Source organism: Pseudomonas sp. G5001, assembly GCF_013385475.1.
Lineage (GTDB): Bacteria > Pseudomonadota > Gammaproteobacteria > Pseudomonadales > Pseudomonadaceae > Aquipseudomonas.
Genome location: NZ_JACAPZ010000036.1, coordinates 70,692 through 87,452, shown reverse-complemented (window position 1 = coordinate 87,452; position 16,761 = coordinate 70,692). Strand labels below are relative to the sequence as shown.

Annotated in this window: 15 protein-coding genes and 1 pseudogene; 7 read left to right on the top strand and 9 right to left on the bottom strand. The window is 61.0% G+C overall.

What is annotated here, in order from left to right:
* A pseudogene (locus HX805_RS26430) lies at positions 1-198 on the top strand (DUF6124 family protein); the annotation flags it as partial.
* A 72-nt stretch (positions 199-270) separates the two neighbouring features.
* Here the strand turns inward: HX805_RS26430 and HX805_RS26425 are convergent.
* Genes HX805_RS26425 through HX805_RS26415 form a run of 3 tightly spaced genes read right to left on the bottom strand, consistent with a single transcriptional unit; the run spans position 271 to position 1,875 of the window.
* Positions 271-981 (bottom strand): SDR family NAD(P)-dependent oxidoreductase, encoded by a 711-nt coding sequence (locus tag HX805_RS26425; RefSeq protein WP_003218108.1) that lies wholly within the window; start codon positions 979-981, stop codon positions 271-273.
* A gap of 31 nt (positions 982-1,012) precedes the next feature.
* Positions 1,013-1,663: a DsbA family oxidoreductase gene (locus HX805_RS26420; protein WP_177117437.1), complete on the bottom strand. Its 651-nt coding sequence runs from the start codon at positions 1,661-1,663 to the stop codon at positions 1,013-1,015.
* Complete coding sequence (locus HX805_RS26415; RefSeq protein WP_003218111.1) at positions 1,660-1,875, bottom strand: 4-oxalocrotonate tautomerase family protein; 216 nt, start codon at positions 1,873-1,875, stop codon at positions 1,660-1,662. The genes HX805_RS26420 and HX805_RS26415 overlap by 4 nt, the downstream gene beginning before the upstream one ends.
* Positions 1,876-2,133: 258 nt before the next feature.
* On the opposite strand from HX805_RS26415, the gene HX805_RS26410 reads away from it, so the two are divergent.
* Complete coding sequence (locus tag HX805_RS26410; protein WP_177028481.1) at positions 2,134-2,907, top strand: alpha/beta fold hydrolase; 774 nt, start codon at positions 2,134-2,136, stop codon at positions 2,905-2,907.
* Between the two features lie 72 nt (positions 2,908-2,979).
* Here the strand turns inward: HX805_RS26410 and HX805_RS26405 are convergent, their stop codons facing one another.
* Both HX805_RS26405 and HX805_RS26400 read right to left on the bottom strand, forming a co-directional pair.
* Complete coding sequence (locus HX805_RS26405; protein WP_003218115.1) at positions 2,980-4,266, bottom strand: OprD family porin; 1,287 nt, start codon at positions 4,264-4,266, stop codon at positions 2,980-2,982.
* 272 nt (positions 4,267-4,538) lie between these two features.
* Positions 4,539-5,246, bottom strand: coding sequence for a DsbA family protein (locus HX805_RS26400; RefSeq protein WP_008435732.1), 708 nt, complete (start codon positions 5,244-5,246; stop codon positions 4,539-4,541).
* A 227-nt stretch (positions 5,247-5,473) separates the two neighbouring features.
* On the opposite strand from HX805_RS26400, the gene HX805_RS26395 reads away from it, so the two are divergent.
* The gene (locus HX805_RS26395; RefSeq protein ID WP_177117436.1) at positions 5,474-7,546 is read left to right on the top strand and encodes a TonB-dependent siderophore receptor; all 2,073 of its coding nucleotides are present in this window, start codon (positions 5,474-5,476) and stop codon (positions 7,544-7,546) included.
* Positions 7,547-7,715: 169 nt separating this feature from the next.
* Here the strand turns inward: HX805_RS26395 and HX805_RS26390 are convergent, their stop codons facing one another.
* The 4 genes from HX805_RS26390 to HX805_RS26375 all read right to left on the bottom strand — a co-directional run bounded on the left by HX805_RS26390 (position 7,716) and on the right by HX805_RS26375 (position 13,198).
* On the bottom strand, positions 7,716-7,928 hold the full coding sequence (locus HX805_RS26390) for a hypothetical protein (protein WP_003213240.1): 213 nt from the start codon (positions 7,926-7,928) through the stop codon (positions 7,716-7,718).
* Positions 7,929-8,171: 243 nt separating this feature from the next.
* Positions 8,172-9,278: an agmatine deiminase gene (gene aguA, locus HX805_RS26385; protein WP_102604451.1), complete on the bottom strand. Its 1,107-nt coding sequence runs from the start codon at positions 9,276-9,278 to the stop codon at positions 8,172-8,174.
* 6 nt (positions 9,279-9,284) lie between these two features.
* Positions 9,285-10,163, bottom strand: coding sequence for an N-carbamoylputrescine amidase (aguB, locus tag HX805_RS26380; protein ID WP_177036533.1), 879 nt, complete (start codon positions 10,161-10,163; stop codon positions 9,285-9,287).
* 125 nt (positions 10,164-10,288) lie between these two features.
* Positions 10,289-13,198: an aminotransferase gene (locus HX805_RS26375; RefSeq protein ID WP_177117435.1), complete on the bottom strand. Its 2,910-nt coding sequence runs from the start codon at positions 13,196-13,198 to the stop codon at positions 10,289-10,291.
* Between the two features lie 177 nt (positions 13,199-13,375).
* On the opposite strand from HX805_RS26375, the gene rfbB reads away from it, so the two are divergent.
* From rfbB to rfbD, 4 genes are read left to right on the top strand one after another with little or no spacing between them, the layout of a single operon-like run.
* Complete coding sequence (gene rfbB, locus HX805_RS26370; RefSeq protein WP_177117434.1) at positions 13,376-14,458, top strand: dTDP-glucose 4,6-dehydratase; 1,083 nt, start codon at positions 13,376-13,378, stop codon at positions 14,456-14,458.
* A complete protein-coding gene (gene rfbA, locus HX805_RS26365; RefSeq protein ID WP_087692716.1) occupies positions 14,455-15,330 on the top strand; it encodes a glucose-1-phosphate thymidylyltransferase RfbA in 876 nt (291 codons plus the stop codon). The genes rfbB and rfbA overlap by 4 nt, the downstream gene beginning before the upstream one ends.
* Complete coding sequence (gene rfbC / locus HX805_RS26360) at positions 15,327-15,872, top strand: dTDP-4-dehydrorhamnose 3,5-epimerase (protein ID WP_177021900.1); 546 nt, start codon at positions 15,327-15,329, stop codon at positions 15,870-15,872. The genes rfbA and rfbC overlap by 4 nt, the downstream gene beginning before the upstream one ends.
* Positions 15,869-16,738 carry a dTDP-4-dehydrorhamnose reductase gene (gene rfbD, locus HX805_RS26355; protein WP_177117433.1) on the top strand — a complete coding sequence of 290 codons (870 nt, stop codon included), beginning with the start codon at positions 15,869-15,871 and terminating at the stop codon, positions 16,736-16,738. Before rfbC ends, rfbD begins: the two co-directional genes overlap by 4 nt.
* The last annotated feature ends 23 nt before the right edge of the window (positions 16,739-16,761 follow it).

Sequence of the window (16,761 nt, the reverse complement as noted above, 5' to 3'; positions counted from 1 at the left end):
CCCGATGTGGACACCGAAACGCTGCTGGCCAATGCAGCAGAAACCCTCTCGTCGGCTAACGAAATGGTTTCGAACCTGGCATTTGAGCTGGAAGGATCACAAAGGGCAGTGGCATTGGGAATTCAGCAATTGATCGAGTTGAGTTCACTGCTGGCAGATCGGGCATTGGAGCAGGTTGCCCCTACAACAGTCGGTTGACCGCATTACACGCCACCCAAAAAACGCCCCGAACCATCACGGTCCGGGGCGTTTTTCGTTCAACCGCGTCGCTTAGTGACCAGCACTCTGCCCACCGTCCACATGCAGAATTTCCCCAGTCACAAACCCAGCCGATTCCAGGTACACAATCGCCTGCGCAATATCCCGCGCTTCACCCATGTGCCCCACCGGATGCAGGCTGCCCAACGCCGCATGCGTCTCTTCACCGTGCATCGGCGTCTTGATAATCCCTGGGCTCACCGCGTTCACGCGAATGCCGCGCTTGGCGTATTCAATCGCCAGCGATTTGGTCGCCGAGTTCAGCCCGCCTTTGGTCAGCGATGCCAGCACCGACGGCACGCCATCAATCGCGTGGTCCACCAAACTGGTGGTGATGTTGACGATGTGCCCGGCGCCCTGTTTCAGCATCTCGGTAATCGCCAGTTGGGTGATGTAGAAGAACCCGTTCAGGTTCACCGCCAACACGTTTACGTAGTCTTCGTGGGTGTAGCTGGTGAACGGTTTGGCAACGAAGATCCCGGCGTTGTTGATCAGGCTGTCGATGCGGCCAAAACGCGCTACGCCTTCGCGGATGACGCGCTCGGCGGTGGCCGGGTCGGCGATGTCGCCGGCCACGGTGAGGATGTCCGGATCCGTCGACGGTTTGATCGAACGGGAGGTGGCAACCACGCGGTAATCCAGCTCGCGGTAAGCCTTCACTGCAGCAGCGCCCAGGCCTTGGGATGCACCGGTAATCACAACGACTTTTTTCGAATTGCTCATGATGAAACCTCTATAGGGAAAATGGGATGGTTCAAGCAGCCGCGGCGGACATTTCCCGCAGCATCTGTTCGTAGTAACTGACTGATTGCGACCCGGAGACCAGCTGGCGGCCATTGAGGACCATGGCCGGTACGGAGTTGATGCCGTGCTCGCGGTAGAACGCTTCCAGCTCGCGCACTTCATTGGCGTAGGCGGTAGAGCCCAGCACCCGTCGTGCGCCTTCAATATCCAGCCCGGCTTCGGCGGCCAGACCCGCCAGGGTTTCGTGATCGCTGACGTTCTGGCCATCGCTGAAATACCCGCGCAACAGCGCCTTTTTCAGCTCAAGCTGGCGCCCTTGCTGCAACGCCCAAAACAGCAACCGATGGGCGTCGAAGGTGTTGTAGAAGTGGCTGCGTTTTTCCAGGGCGAAGGTGAAGCCGATGGCCGCGCCGCGCTCCATCAGCATCCTTTTGCCGCTGGCAACTTCTTCAGCGCTGCGCCCGTATTTGCGCATCATGTGGGCAACGGCGTTTTCGCCTTCGGCCGGCATGTCAGGGTTGAGTTCGAAGGGTTTGAAGGTCAGTTCAACCTTCACTTCGCCCGCCAGGTTGTCGATGGCTTGTTCCAGGGCAGTGGCGCCCAGGGCGCACCATGGGCAGACCACGTCGGAGATGAAGTCGATGGTGACGGGCGTGCTCATGACGGATTTTCCGCGAGCTGTTTGCGGTACTGGGTGGTGGTGATGCCGGCGTAGCCCCAGTTATCGGTGTCGACTTCTTCGATGACGATGTGGGTCAGGTCGGGGCGTTTGTTGAGGACGCGTTCGAGGGTTTCGGTGATCTCGGCAATGACCTGGGCTTTCTGCTCCGAGGTAACGCCGTCGCGGGTGATACGTACGCTGACAAATGGCATGACAAGGCTCCAGTGACTTGCCCATCGACATGGTGGGCAGGCAGTGAGGCCAATTTAAGAGGTTGCCTGAGGTGGATAAAGGTGGGGCGGAGTACTTCATTAGTGATGCTATGTAATCAATCGAGACGTCCGGCGCTGCGTTTTTTTACTGCTCCCTGGAATAACCCCCCTCCCCGCGCGTCTTGCCTACATGCTTAAGGCAGGCTGCAAACGCCTTGAGTGCTGGCCGATAACCCCTCACTTACGGACGTGCCCCACATGCTTAAATCCACATTCAAAACCCTGTTGCTGCCTACACTGATGGCCGCCGCGATGCTCACCGGCCAGGCCTATGCCGCCACACCGGCGCTGTCGGACACCACCGTGGTGCTGGTACACGGCGCCTTTGCCGATGGCTCCAGCTGGAACAAGGTGATTCCGCTGTTGCAGGCCAAAGGCTTGAAGGTGGTGGCGGTGCAAAACCCGCTGACGTCCCTGGCCGATGATGTGGCCGCCGCCCAGCGGGTGATTGATGCCCAGAGTGGGCGGGTGGTTCTGGTGGGCCATTCGTGGGCCGGCAGTGTGATCACTCAGGGCGGCACCAGCGACAAGGTCAAGGCACTGGTTTATGTGGCCGCGTTCGCGCCGTCCGAGGGCCAGAGTTCTGCCGAGTCCGAGAAAGGCTACCCAACCCCGCCGGGTATCGAGACCATCAGTGCCGACGCTTCCGGCTACCTGTATTTGCCCGCCGCGTCCGTGGCGAAAAACTTCGCCCAGGACTTGCCTGCCGACCAGGCCAACCTGATTGCCGTGACCCAGGGACCGATTCTGGGCAAGGCGTTCGACGATAAAATCACGGTCGCCGCCTGGAAAACCAAACCCAACTATTACATCGTCGCCGCCAAGGACCGCATGATCGACCCGGGCCTGGAGCAGGCCTACGCGAAGAAAATCAATGCCACCACCACCGTGGTGCAAACCAGCCATGTGCCGATGCTGTCGCAGCCGCAAAAGGTCGCAGATGTGATCATCGCAGCCGCCAGCAAGCGCTGATCGCAGGCATAAAAAAACCCCGAACCAGTCGGGGTTTTTTATCGCCTTGAATCAGGCGCGACGCCGAATCAATTAGAAAACGTTGATTGGGTAGTCGGCGAACAGGCGGATCTCGTTACCACCCACGTTGTAGTTGCTGGCGTTGTTGGAAACGCGCAACCACGACGCACGGGCACGCAGGCTCAGGTCTTTGGCCGGGCCGCTCTGTACTACGTATTTGAACTGGTTGAAGATTTCACGCTCGGTGCCACTGCCACGGTTGGAACCGTCGTCAATGTTGGTGCCGCGCACGTAGGCGATGTTGTAGGTCAGGCCAGGCACGCCGAAGGCGCTGAAGTCCAGGCCGTAGCCTGCTTGCCAGGAGCGCTCGTCCTTGCCGTTGAAGTCAGACCAGTAGGAGTTGGCCAGCAGGATGGTGTTGCCACCGTCGCCGATGCCGCCAGCGTTGCGGTAGCCGCCGTACAGGTAACCGGTGTCACCGGTGCTGCGCTGGTGAGCCACGGTGAAGCTGTGCGGGCCAACGGCCCACGTGGCGCCCAGGCTCCAGATTTTGTTGTCGCGAGCGTCGGCGTCGCCTTGGTTTTCCAGGGCGAAGCTACGGTCGAGCTTGGTCTTGTAGCCGTTGAAGTCGAAGGTCAACGATTGCTTCTCTGGCAGGGCCAGCACGTAGTTGACGTTGACGTATTGCTTCTTCAGCACGTCCTGCATGTTGGAAGCGTAGAGCGCTGCCGACAGGCTTTCGGTGAATTTGTAGCTACCGCCGATGTAGTCGATGCTTTTCAGCGCGCCACTGTCGGAACCCTCGGCGCTCTTGCGAGCTTCCTTGGTGAAGTGACCAGCGTCCAGCTGCAGGCCGGCGATTTCCTTGGAGACGATCGAGGTACCGGTATAGGTTTCAGACAACAGGCGGGAGTTGTCGTATTCCAGGACCGGCACGGCTGGCATCTGATCACCGTACTTGATCACGGTGTTGGAGATGCGTGCCTTGACGGCAGCGCCGCCCTTGGCCAGGTCGTTGGCTGCTTCGCCGCTGTCGCCTTGCTTGAAGAAGTCGATACCGCCAGCGCCGCTGCGACCTTTACCACCATCCAGGCGAATGGCGTATTGGCCGATCACGTCCACACCCACACCGACGGTGCCTTGGGTGAAACCGGATTCGAACTTGCCGATGAAGCCCTGGCCCCATTCGGCTTTGTCTTGCTTGCCGTTTTTGTAGTCGCGGCTGATGTAAGCGTTGCGTGCCGCGATGTTCAGGTGGCTGTCTTCAACAAAACCCTTCGATTGGGATTGGTCGTCAGCCATTGCTTGCGTAGCGCTCAAAATCCCCAGAGCGATCAGCCCCATCCGTTGCTTCAACATTTTCTTATATTCCTTATTACTGGTTGAGTACGCGCTGTGACACCAGGCTCCGTGTTGCTTTTCTGGTGTCGACTTTCCCAGATAAAAAAAGGCCCGCGGACGACGTGAAATGCCGCGGGCCTTTTTTTATTGGGGAAGTCATGGCGGTTAGCCACAGGCGTTGGGGCGAATCCTATCCGCGCCCTTTACTGTGTGTCAATTTCGTGAATCTTCTGTATTTAGGCTAAAAAAGTCTAAGAAACATTAAATAGCCATCATTGCGCAAGGCTCTATCAAGCGCTTCCTGGATCTGCACACCCCTGCAGGCCACACATTGGTGCACTCGATTGGGTGGGTTGAATCGAAATTGCGACTCTTTGTCTCAGCCACTCAACGAAGGCTTCTGGCTTGCCCAACCAGGGGCTGATATCGAGCAATTGCAGCTGCCCATTCTGCTCCAGGGCCAGCGTGGGGAAGCCCTGGCCGCCGACTTTTGCCAGCCATTGGCGGCTGTCATTGATGTGCGCTTGAGTTGCTGCGCCAAGGATTTCACTGAAAGCGGCGGTGAAGGCTTGGGGATCCAAACCGATGGATTCGGCCAGGGTCAGCAGCACGTCCTTATCGGCAATTCGGCGACCTTCGACGTAGTGCGCCGTTTGCAGACGCGCCAATAATTCCAGCCCGCGACCGGCAATTTTTTCTGCCGCCAGCACGGCGCTGGTCGGCGGGGCTGAATCGAACACCGCACCGTGGTCCCGCAACAAACCTTCGAAATACGCCTCGCCAAACGGTTGCCCGGTGTACTCGGCGATGCGCCGGTCGTGGGGCATTACGTAGTCACGCAACTGCGGCGATACGGATTGGCGATTCGCGCCGGTCATCATGCCGCCGCCATGCAACTGGATCGGTAACACGCTCCGGGCGGCGCTCAGCAGCGGCTCGGCGCCGTAACACCAACCGCACAGCGGGTCGTAAATGTAGTGAAGTGTGGCTGCCGACATGACGGGCTCCGATGGATGTTGATGACCGGCAGATTAGTCTTACGCACAATTGGGAAAAACCCCGGATCGGCTTTCAGACTGTTTCGAGAATCGGTCGAATACCCTTGAAAAACATACGCCGTAACATTTTTCAGAAAGGTCCGCCCAGGAATAGATAACCTGCGCAAATAGTAAGCATTACCATTAACGCGCTTTTATTCTGCCAACCTTTTTGGATACACACCCCGATGCCTGCCCTTCGCCTGACGCCCATGACCCTTGGGCTCTCTGTCCTGCTGTCTGCCGGATTTACCTGCGCTGCCACTGTCCTGCCGGAAACCTCCGTGAGCGCCGAAGCTGACGAGGACGACCCGCGCGTCAAGGAGACCAGCACCGCCACCCGCACCGCCACACCCGTGCGTTATGTGCCCCAGGCCATCGACTCGGTAAAAACCGACAACCTGCGTTCCTACGGCACCAATGACCTGGGCCAGGCCTTGAGCGGTATACCCAACGTCAGCAGCGGCGCCGACACACGGTTCGACAGCCTGCGCATCCGCGGCTTCGACGCCAGCAACGACTTCTACCTGGACGGCGTTCGCGACGACAGCCAATACGTGCGCGACCTGCACAACATCGAACGCATCGAAGTACTCAAGGGCCCGGCAGCCGTGTTGTACGGACGCGGCGGCCAGGGCGGCATCGTCAACCGTGTGAGCAAGCTGCCCCAGGCCGGTCGCGCCTCCAGCATCGAGGCCCAGGGCGGCAGCAATGATTTGCGCAGCCTGTACGCCGACCTCAGCACCGACCCCACCGACACCATCAGCCTGCGCCTGAACATGGGCAACCAGGACAACAACAGTTTCCGCGACGGCGTCAGCGGCAATCGCCAACTGTTTGCGCCGTCCATGAGCTGGCAACTGAGCCCCGACCTGAACTGGCTGGTGCAGTACGAATACAGCCGCTACAACCGCACGCCGGACCGGGGCATTCCCGGGGTCAATGGGCGGCCGGCGGATGTCAGCCGCGGCACCACTTATGGTGACAAGCGCGATTACATCGACGACACGTCCCAATCCCTGCGTTCGCGGCTTGCCTATGAGCTGAACGACAGTTGGCAACTGCGCCATACGTTGGGCGTGTTCACCCTAGACAGCGACTTCGATAACACTTACGCCGTCAGCTACGACCCAAAAACCGGCAAGGTCGGGCGCCAACGCTGGCAGCAGGACTTGACCACGCGCAACATCCTCAACAACGTCGAACTGGAAGGCGGCTTCACCACCTTCGGCCTGGAGCATCGCTTGCTCACCGGAGTGGAATTGGGCAACCAGCGCCGTGACCCGAAACTCTATCGAGCGCCGCTCGCCGCTGTGCCGAGCGTGGATGTGTACAACCCCAACCCGGACCTGCGCCACTACGGTCGCCTGCCGGCATTCAGCAGCAGTCACACCGAAGCGCAAAGCCAGGGCGTGTATGTGCAGGACCAACTGCGCCTGAACGATCAATGGCAACTGCTCGCCGGCTTGCGCTATGACCGCTTTGATGTGGAGTCCACCAACAAGCTGACCAACGCCTCGGAACAGGTCGTGAGCCACAGCACCAGCCCGCGCGTGGGCCTGGTCTGGACGCCGCTGGAACACCATTCGTTCTATGCCTCGTGGAGCAAGACGTTCTCGCCGACCGGCGGCGGCCTGATCGGCATCACGCCCAATGCCACGGGCAACGCCAACGACCTGAGCCCGGAGCTGACCAAACAGAAGGAAATCGGGGTCAAGAGCGACTGGCTCGACGACCGCCTGAGCACCACCCTGGCGGTGTATGAACTGGAGCTCTACAACCGCCGCACCCGCGACCCGCTGGACCCGACCATCACCCTGCTCAGCGGCGAGCAGCGTTCCCGTGGCGTGGAGTTGACCGCTACCGGCAAGGTCGTCGGCAACTGGTACGTGCGCGGTGGCGTCGGCCTGCAGGACGCCACGGTGGTGAAAGACAACAATGGGTTTGAAGGCAAGCGCATCAGCGACGTGGCCAAGCGCAACGCGAGCCTGTTCGTCACCTGGAAACCGGAGATGGGCTGGTACGCGGAAACCGGGCTGACGCTGGTGGGTGAGCGCTATGCGGATAACGCCAACACGGTGGCGTTGCCGGGTTATGGGCGTTGGGACGCACTGGCCGGGTTTCGGCAGAAGGAATGGGATGTGCGGGCGGCGCTGAACAATATCAGCGACAAGACATACTACGCGTCAGCGACGAGTGCGGCGCAGATTCAGTTCGGCGACCCGCGCAGTCTGGTGGTGACCGGAACCTACAGTTTCTAACAGGCTTGCGTGGCGAGGGAGCTTGCTCCCGCTGGGGTGCGAAGCGCCCCCAAAATAGGCGACTGTGTTTTTTCAGATAGAACTCGATGATCTGTTTTGGGGCTGCTGCGCAGCCCAGCGGGAGCAAGCTCCCTCACCACAAGGTCCAGTGCAACATTGAAAACAACCGTCAGCCTTGCATCAATTCACACAACGCCTGCACCTCGTCCTCGCTGAACAGCCCCGCCGGGTACCGTTCGCTCATCACCCGGCGCGGGTCGGGCGTCCTGATCTGCCGCGAACCGTTTGCCTTCAACCAGAGCGCCAGCGCGTGGATCGCGTCACCGTTCACCCGCAAAGGGTGGAACGTGCGCGTGTACATCAGGTTGATATCGGCATTCATTTCAGCGCTCTCTCCGACGGCATGAGCGGCTAACTTACTCAAGGTTTATGACAGAACCGCTTAGTCATACACCGTGCTGTGTGTCGCAACAGCGATACAAGAGCTATGCCAATGTGCCCGGTTTGTCGGCACTTGCACACAAAAAAGCCCGCGAACCTGACGGGCCGCGGGCTTGCTGTAAGCGCGCAAAACATGGCGCACTCGATTGCCGTTAAACCCGGCACCAGGCTGTTACAAGTGCACTCAGTTTTTGTGCGGGGCCGGCTGTTGCTGGGTCAGACAGTGGATGTTGCCACCCCCCAGTAACAGTTCGCGGCCAGGCACCATCACCACTTCATGCTGCGGGAACAGGCTCTGCAGAATCTCCTTGGCGCGGCTGTCCAGCGGGTCGTCGAAGCTCGGCGCGATGATGCCCCCGTTGACGATCAGGAAGTTGACGTAGGAACCGGCCAACCGCACGGTGGGATTGCGCTCCTGGGTGCCGTCTACCGGGTCCACGCCTGCGCATTCTTCCTCGGTGGCGTACAGCGGCCCCGGGATCGGCATTTTATGCACTGTGAACGAGCGGCCCTGGGCGTCGGTGCTGCTTTGCAGTACGTCCATGGCGGCATGGCAGCGCGCATAGTTCGGGTCTTGCGGGTCGTCGGTCCAGGCCAGCAACACTTCGCCCGGGCGTACGTAGCAGCAGAAGTTATCCACATGCCCGTCGGTTTCGTCGTTGAACAGGCCATCCGGCAACCAGATGATCTTATCCACCGCCAGGTTGGCGCTGAGCACCGCTTCGATTTCCTCACGCTGCAGGTGCGGGTTGCGGTTGCGGTTAAGCAGGCATTCTTCAGTGGTGATCAGGGTGCCTTCGCCGTCGACGTGGATCGAACCGCCTTCCAGCACAAACCCTTCGGTGCGATAACGCGGGCTGCGCTCGATCTCGAGGATCTTGCCGCCCACCTGGGAGTCGCGGTTCCACGGCGAGTACAAGCCACCATCAAAACCGCCCCAGGCGTTGAAGTCCCAGTTCACACCGCGCACTTCACCGCTGTTGTTGATCACGAAGGTCGGCCCGGTATCGCGGACCCAGGCGTCGTCGCTGGACATTTCCACCAGGCGAATATTCGGCACGTCCAGGCGCGCCCGGGCGTTTTCGTACTGGCCGGCCGAGACCGCCACGGTCACCGGTTCAAAACGTGCAATGGCCTTGGCCACCGCCACATGGGCGGCCTGCGCCGGCTTGCCGCCCAGGCGCCAGTTGTCCGGGCGCTCGGGCCAGATCATCCAGGTCTGGGTCTGTGGCGCCCATTCGGCAGGCATGTAGAAGCCGTCGGCGCGGGGGGTGCTGTGCAAAGTGGTCATGGCGATTCAGGACTCCAGGGAACCGTCGAGGGTTTTAAGCGCACCATACAGGTTCGGACGGCGGTCGCGGAACGAACCCCAGGCGCTGCGAATGTGTTCAAGTTCATCGAGATCGAAGCGGTGCACCAGGATGCCTTCTTCGGTTTCGTTGAGTTCTTCTACTTTCTCGCCGAACTGATTGGCAATGAAGGACGAGCCGTAGAAGGTGATGTCGTAGCCGTCTTGCTCCTCGTTACCGATGCGGTTGCTGGCGATCAGCGGCATCAGGTTGGCGCCGGCATGGCCTTGCTGTACCCGCTGCCAGTGGTCACGGGACGAAATTGTCTTGTCGTGGGGCTCGCTGCCGATGGCGGTCGGGTAGAACAGGATTTGCGCGCCTTGCAGCGCCATGCTGCGGGCGGCTTCCGGGAACCACTGGTCCCAGCAGATGCCCACGCCGATCTTCGCATAGCGGGTGTTCCACACCTTGAAGCCGGTGTCGCCGGGGTTGAAGTAATACTTTTCATGGTAGCCCGGGCCGTCCGGGATGTGGCTTTTCCGATAAATCCCGAGGTTGGAGCCGTCAGCGTCGATGATCGCAATGCTGTTGAAACGCGCGCGGCCGGCCAGTTCATAGAAACTGATGGGCAACACCACCTGCAGTTCCCGGGCGACCTTCTGGAAGTGCTTGATCGCGACGTTATCTTCAACCGTGGTCGCCAGTTGCAGGTAGTCCGGGTTCGGCTTCTGGCAGAAGTACGGGGCCTCGAACAGTTCCTGGATCAGGATGATCTGCGCGCCCTTGGCGGCGGCCTCACGCACCAGCCTTTCAGCGGTTTCGAGATTGGCATCAAGGTCCCAGGAACAAGCCATCTGGGTCGCGGCAACGGTAACGATACGGCTCATGAATCATCTCCTCGGCGGCGGGCAAGTGGACGCCTTTATAGCGGATAAAAATCGGCTTTTGAAGCTAATAAATATCCACTCATCGAAAAATGATCAAATTTTACCGATAACAATCGAGTTTATTGTTACAAGCCTTCCTCCAGAACCTTCGCCAGCATGTCGACGAAGAAATCCACACTGTGCCGTGAGGTGACCATCGGCGGCTTGATCTTGAGGATGTTCAGGTAGTCGCCGGTGGGCTGCATGAAGATCCCCAGTTCCCGCAGCCGGTCACACAGCAGCGCAGTCTCTTCGGTGGCCGGTTCCAGGGTCTGTCGATCGCGGACCAATTCCAGCCCCAGGTAAAACCCGGAACCATGCACAGCGCCCACCAATGGATACTGCCCGACCAGCGCCTCCAACCGCGCCTTGAAGTGTCCGCCTACCTCCTGGGCGTTTTCCCACAGCTTTTCTTCCTCCATCACATCCAGCACCGCCATGCCGATCCGGCAACTCACCGGGCTGCCTCCCGATGAGGAGAAGAAGTAACCCTCGGCCTCCAGCGCCTCGGCGATTTCCCGGCGGGTGATCACCGCGCCCAACGGCTGGCCATTGCCCATGCCCTTGGCCATGGTGATGATGTCCGGCACCACGCCCTGCTCTTCAAAGCCCCAGAAGAAATGCCCCATGCGGCCGTAGCCCACCTGCACTTCGTCGGCGATGCACACGCCGCCCTGCTCACGAACCAGCGCGTACACCTGCTGCAAATATCCCGGCGGCAAAGAAATCCCGCCAGCATTGCCGTACACCGGCTCGCAAATGAAACCCGCCAGCTGGCGATTCTGCGCGGCGATTTTCGCCAGGTTGTGTTCCACGCTGCGTACGTAGTCGGGGGCGCTGTCCTGCCCGCGAAACTCGCCGCGATAGGTATTCGGCGCGGTCACCGGGTGCACCCAGTCCGGGCGGCTGCTCAAGGCTTGGGGGTTGTCGGCAATCGAGGTCGACACCGCATCCGCCGCCACCGACCAGCCGTGGTACGCCTCCAGCACGCTGAGCATGTCGCGCCCACCGCTGTAGGCCCAGGCCAGGCGAATCGCCAGGTCGTTGGCCTCGGTGCCGCTGTTGACCAGAAACACCCGGTCCATGGAGTCCGGCGCCAGCGCCAGCAAACGCTCGGAGAATTCGGCAATCGCCGCATAGTGGAAGCGCGAGTTGGTGTTGAGCAGCGACCATTGCCGCGCCGCCACCTCGGCCATGCGCGGGTGACCGTGGCCGAGGACGGCGACGTTGTTGAGCATGTCGAGGTAGGAACGGCCCTGCATGTCGATCAAATGGTTGCGCCAGCCGCGCTCGATGCGCGGCGGGTCGACGTAATAGTGCTTCTGCGAGCGGGCGAAACTGGCGTCCCGACGCGCCAGCAGGGCTTCGGGGTCCAGCTCCGGCTCGGCGTCGCAGGCCAGCCCCAGCAAGGTAGCCGGGGATGGGCAGAGCGTTTGCCATGCCGCCGCCCGGGAAGGCGAGCAGAACAGCGGCGGCTCAAGCTCGGCGCGGCACAGTTGTACTGTCAGCGGCGCGACCACGTCGCCGATTACCTGGCCTTTTACCACTGCGGCGCCGTGCTTCAACAAGGCGTTCACGCCCCACAACCGAACACTCAACTGGGCGCTATGCAGGCTCAGCAGGCCGTCGGCGCCATGGCGCAAGGTGCCGGCGAACGGTGCTTCCACCGTGGCGCCCAAGGGCATGTGCAGTTCTACGTGAAGCGCGAAGGTGTCGGGCTCGACGGCACTGTCGGGTTGGGTGCGGGACAGACGGTATTGACCATAACGACTGGCTGCCAGGCCATGGACCACGGCCGCTTGTTCCAGCAATCGGCGATCAATGCCCTCCTGCTCCCAGTTACCGGCCTCGAAATGCGGGCTGAGCACGCCCAGATCGATCAACGCGAATTCACGCCCAACGAGCCCCGGCAACAAAGGCGCGAAGCCTTCACCGACAATCGGCGGCAATTCGGCACCGACGCAGTTCAGGATCGCCGCCTCCATCAATTCAAAGGGCACCGAGGTGGCTACGTGGAAAATTTCCCACTCATGCTCGGCATTCTTCAACAGGTACGCGTTATCCGGGTCCAGGCGTTGCTGCTGTTCACTGCTCAGCACCAACACCGCGGCCCGCGCGACGATCAGCGGCCATAGCACCTGCAACTCTTCGCGCTGCAACGGCGTGATCCGGTGGCACGCCTGGATCGCCGGCAGGATCGCGAACGGATCACCCTCGGCATGATGCAGCAACGCCGCGCAGGTCACAGACAGGTCGGCAATGCGCCAGGTGCGCACCAGGTCGCCAAAATCAATCACCCCCTCAATCTGCCAATGCCGCTGGGCATCGCGCTGCCAGACCACGTTGTCATCGGTGATGTCCATGTGCACGGCTTGCCAGGGCAGGCGGTCGGCCAACGGCCGCAGACGCTGCCCGACCTGCTCCACCACGCGCTCCAGCCCGGCCCGGTGCGGGAGGTTTTCGAGGGTCGACAGCAAATGAGTGATCAGCTCAAGGGCATGGCGTGGGTCCCATTGCAGGGTACGTTCCAGGCCCGGATGCTCGAAGTCGGCCAGCGCCTGGCTCATCCGCCCGCAGAGTTCGCCGAAGCCTGCGATCACCTCGCGCCCCAGATGGGGCAGATGGGTCAGCGGCTGGCCGTCGATGTAGTCCAGCAACCGCAGGTGCACGGTTTGCCCGGCGACGGTCTCGGTCAGCAGTTCTTCGCCAGCAAGCGACGAGATCACCTTGGGCACCCGTACATCCGAATGTTCCTGCAGATGCTTGAGGGCTGCGTGCTGGGCCTGCAACTCGACGGCGGCGTAGTCGCCCCGGCAGATTTTCAGCACAAAGCGGCCACGCTCGCTGTCGATACGGTAGTTGAGGTCTTGCTGGCTGCCGAGGGACTGCAACGCCCCACCCAGGCCGTAATGCTGCTCAAGTAGCTGCGTAGCAGGCACAGGCCCGACTTGCGGGCATGGCAGGCTGGCGCGATGAATCAACGTGGCGAGCAACATGTGAAGACCCCTGGCTTTTTTATCAGGCGCTTATATCGCCATTGTTGACGGGGGTTACGCAACCCCCAGTCCCGCGCAGTGCCGTCAATCTGACTGTGGCCCCTTGCACCACCTGGCTCCACAACTCAAGCTATGCTCCATTCGCTTAATGTCTGTCTAAGGAAAAGGGCCTCCGACATGCGCATTCTCATCACCGGCGGCGCCGGATTCATCGGCTCCGCTCTGATCCGGCACTTGATTCAACACACCGGGCACGAAGTGCTCAACCTGGACAAATTGACCTACGCCGGCAATCTTGAGTCGCTGGCCAGCATCGCGAGCAACAGCCGCTACGAGTTCGTCCAGGCCGATATCATCGATCAGGCCACCGTCAGCGCCGTACTGGCGCGCTTTGAGCCCCACGCGATCATGCACCTGGCGGCCGAGTCTCATGTGGACCGTTCCATCGACGGCCCGTCGGATTTTATCCAGACCAATATCGTCGGTACCTACAGCCTGCTGGAGGCCGCACGCGGTTATTGGCAGAAGCTGGAAGAACCGGCCAAGAGTGCCTTCCGCTTCCACCACATCTCCACCGATGAAGTGTATGGCGACCTGCACGGCGTCGATGACCTGTTCACCGAAATCACGCCCTACGCCCCAAGCTCGCCGTACTCGGCCAGCAAGGCCGCGTCCGATCACCTGGTACGCGCCTGGCAGCGCACTTACGGCCTGCCGGTGCTGTTGACCAATTGCTCGAACAACTACGGGCCGTTCCACTTTCCCGAGAAGCTGATTCCGCTGGTGATCCTCAACGCCCTCGCAGGTAAACCATTGCCGGTGTACGGCGACGGCCTGCAAGTGCGCGACTGGCTGTTCGTCGAAGACCACGCCCGCGCGCTGTTCAAAGTGGTGACTGAAGGTGTGGTAGGCGAGACCTACAACATCGGCGGCCATAACGAGCAGAAGAATATCGACGTAGTGCGCAGCATCTGCGGCCTGCTGGAAGAACTGGCACCACAACGCCCGGCGGGCGTGGAGAAATTCACTGACCTGATCACTTTCGTCAAGGATCGCCCGGGCCACGACCAGCGCTATGCGATCGACGCCAGCAAGATCGAACGCGAGCTGGGCTGGGTTCCGCAGGAAACCTTTGAAACCGGCCTGCGCAAAACCGTGCAGTGGTACCTCGATAACCTGGAATGGTGCCGCAGGGTCCAGGACGGCAGTTATCAAGGCGAACGACTGGGCAACACCGACTTTAAGGATCTGATCGCATGATGAAGGGAATCGTACTGGCCGGTGGCTCCGGCACGCGTTTGCACCCCATTACCCTGGGCGTTTCCAAGCAACTGTTGCCGGTGTATGACAAGCCGATGATCTACTACCCGATCTCGGTGCTGATGCTGGCCGGGATCAAGGAAATCCTGGTGATCTCCACCCCGGTAGACCTGCCGCAATACCGCAACCTGTTGGGCGATGGCAGCCAGTTTGGCGTGCGGTTCACTTATGCGGAGCAGCCGTCCCCTGACGGCCTGGCCCAGGCGTTCTTGATTGGCGAAGAGTTTATCGGCGATGACCCGGTATGCCTGATCCTGGGCGACAACATCTTCCACGGCCAGCACTTCGGCGAACAACTGCGCACTGCTGCCGAACGCCCATCTGGCGCCACGGTATTCGGTTACTGGGTCAAGGACCCGGAGCGTTTCGGCGTGATCGACTTCGACAGCCAGGGCCGCGCGCTGTCCATCGAGGAAAAACCAGCCAAGCCAAAGTCGAGCTACGCGGTGACCGGCCTGTATTTCTACGACAACGACGTGATCAGGATCGCCAAGGCGGTCAAGCCATCGCCGCGCGGCGAATTGGAAATCACCGACGTCAACAACGCCTACCTCAAGCGTGGCGACCTGCACGTGGAGCGCTTCGGCCGTGGTTTCGCCTGGCTCGACACCGGCACCCACGACAGCCTGCTGGAGGCCTCGACGTATGTGCAGACCATCGAGCACCGCCAGGGTTTGAAAGTGGCGTGCCTGGAAGAAATCGCCTACGAGAACGGCTGGATCGACCGTGACCACTTGCTGGAGCGGGCCAAGTACTTCGGCAAGACCGGCTACGGCCAATACCTGTATTCACTGGCCGGGGAGCAAAAATGAAGGTCACCGACACGGCGTTGCCGGGCGTATTGATCATCGAACCGAAAGTGTTCGGTGACGAGCGCGGCTTTTTCTACGAAAGCTTCAACGCCCGCGCCTTCGAAGAGGCCACCGGGCTCAAGCGTGATTTCGTGCAGGACAACCACTCGCGCTCGCAAAAAGGCGTGCTGCGCGGCCTGCATTACCAGCTCGAACATACCCAGGGCAAACTGGTGCGCGTCATCGCCGGCGAAGTGCTGGATGTGGCCGTCGACATCCGCCGCAGCTCGCCCAACTTCGGGCAATGGGTGGGCGTGCGGCTTAGCGCCGATAACCATCGCCAGTTGTGGGTACCGGAAGGTTTCGCCCACGGCTTTGTGGTGCTGAGCGACTACGCCGAGTTCCTCTACAAGACCACCGATTACTACCAGCCGAGCGCCGAGCGTTGCATCCTCTGGAACGACCCGACGCTGGCCATCGACTGGGAACTGACGGAGACGCCGCAACTGTCTGCCAAGGACCAGGCCGGGAAAAGCCTGCAAGAGGCCGACCTGTTCCCATGAAAATCCTTATCAGCGGCCAACATGGCCAAGTCTCCCGGGAGTTGCAACAGCGCCTCCGGGGCCTGGGCGAGTTGATCGTGCTGGGCCGCGATCAACTGGACCTGGCGCATCCCGAGCAGGTCCGCGACCAAGTACGCGCCCATCGCCCGGGCCTGATCATCAACGCAGCCGCCCATACGGCCGTCGATCAAGCCGAGAGCGAGCCGGACGTGGCCTTCGCCATCAACGCCACCGCGCCCGGGATTTTTGCCGAGGAAGCCAAGGCACTGGGCATTCCGCTGATTCACTATTCCACCGACTACGTGTTCGACGGCAGCAAGGCCGCGCCCTACAACGAGGACGACGCAACCAACCCGCTGGGCGTCTATGGCGCAAGCAAGCTGGCGGGCGAACAGGCGATCGCGGCCGTCGGTGGTGAACACTTGATCCTGCGCACCAGCTGGGTCTACTCGACCCACGGCAAGAACTTCCTGCTGACCATGCAACGCCTGCTGCAGGAAAAACCGCAGATGCGCATCGTCGCCGACCAGATCGGCGCGCCGACCTGGGCCGGGACCATCGCCAACAGCACCCGTACACTGATCGAGCGCTGGCAGGCGGGCCAGGCCGGGGATTGGGGTGTCTACCACCTGACGGCCCAGGGCGAGACCTCGTGGTTCGGCTTTGCCCAGGCCATCGGCGAGCAACTACGGGCCAACGGTCGTGCCTGCGCCGAGCTGGAAGCGATTCCCTCCAGCGCCTATCCAACGCCGGCCAGGCGCCCGCTGAACTCGCGCCTCGATTGCAGCCGCCTGCAACAGCAATGGCATGTCTCGCAACCGCAGTGGCATGACGCATTGCGCGAGTGTCTTGCCGAGCAGCACTAGGCATAATGCGCCTGTACCCACAG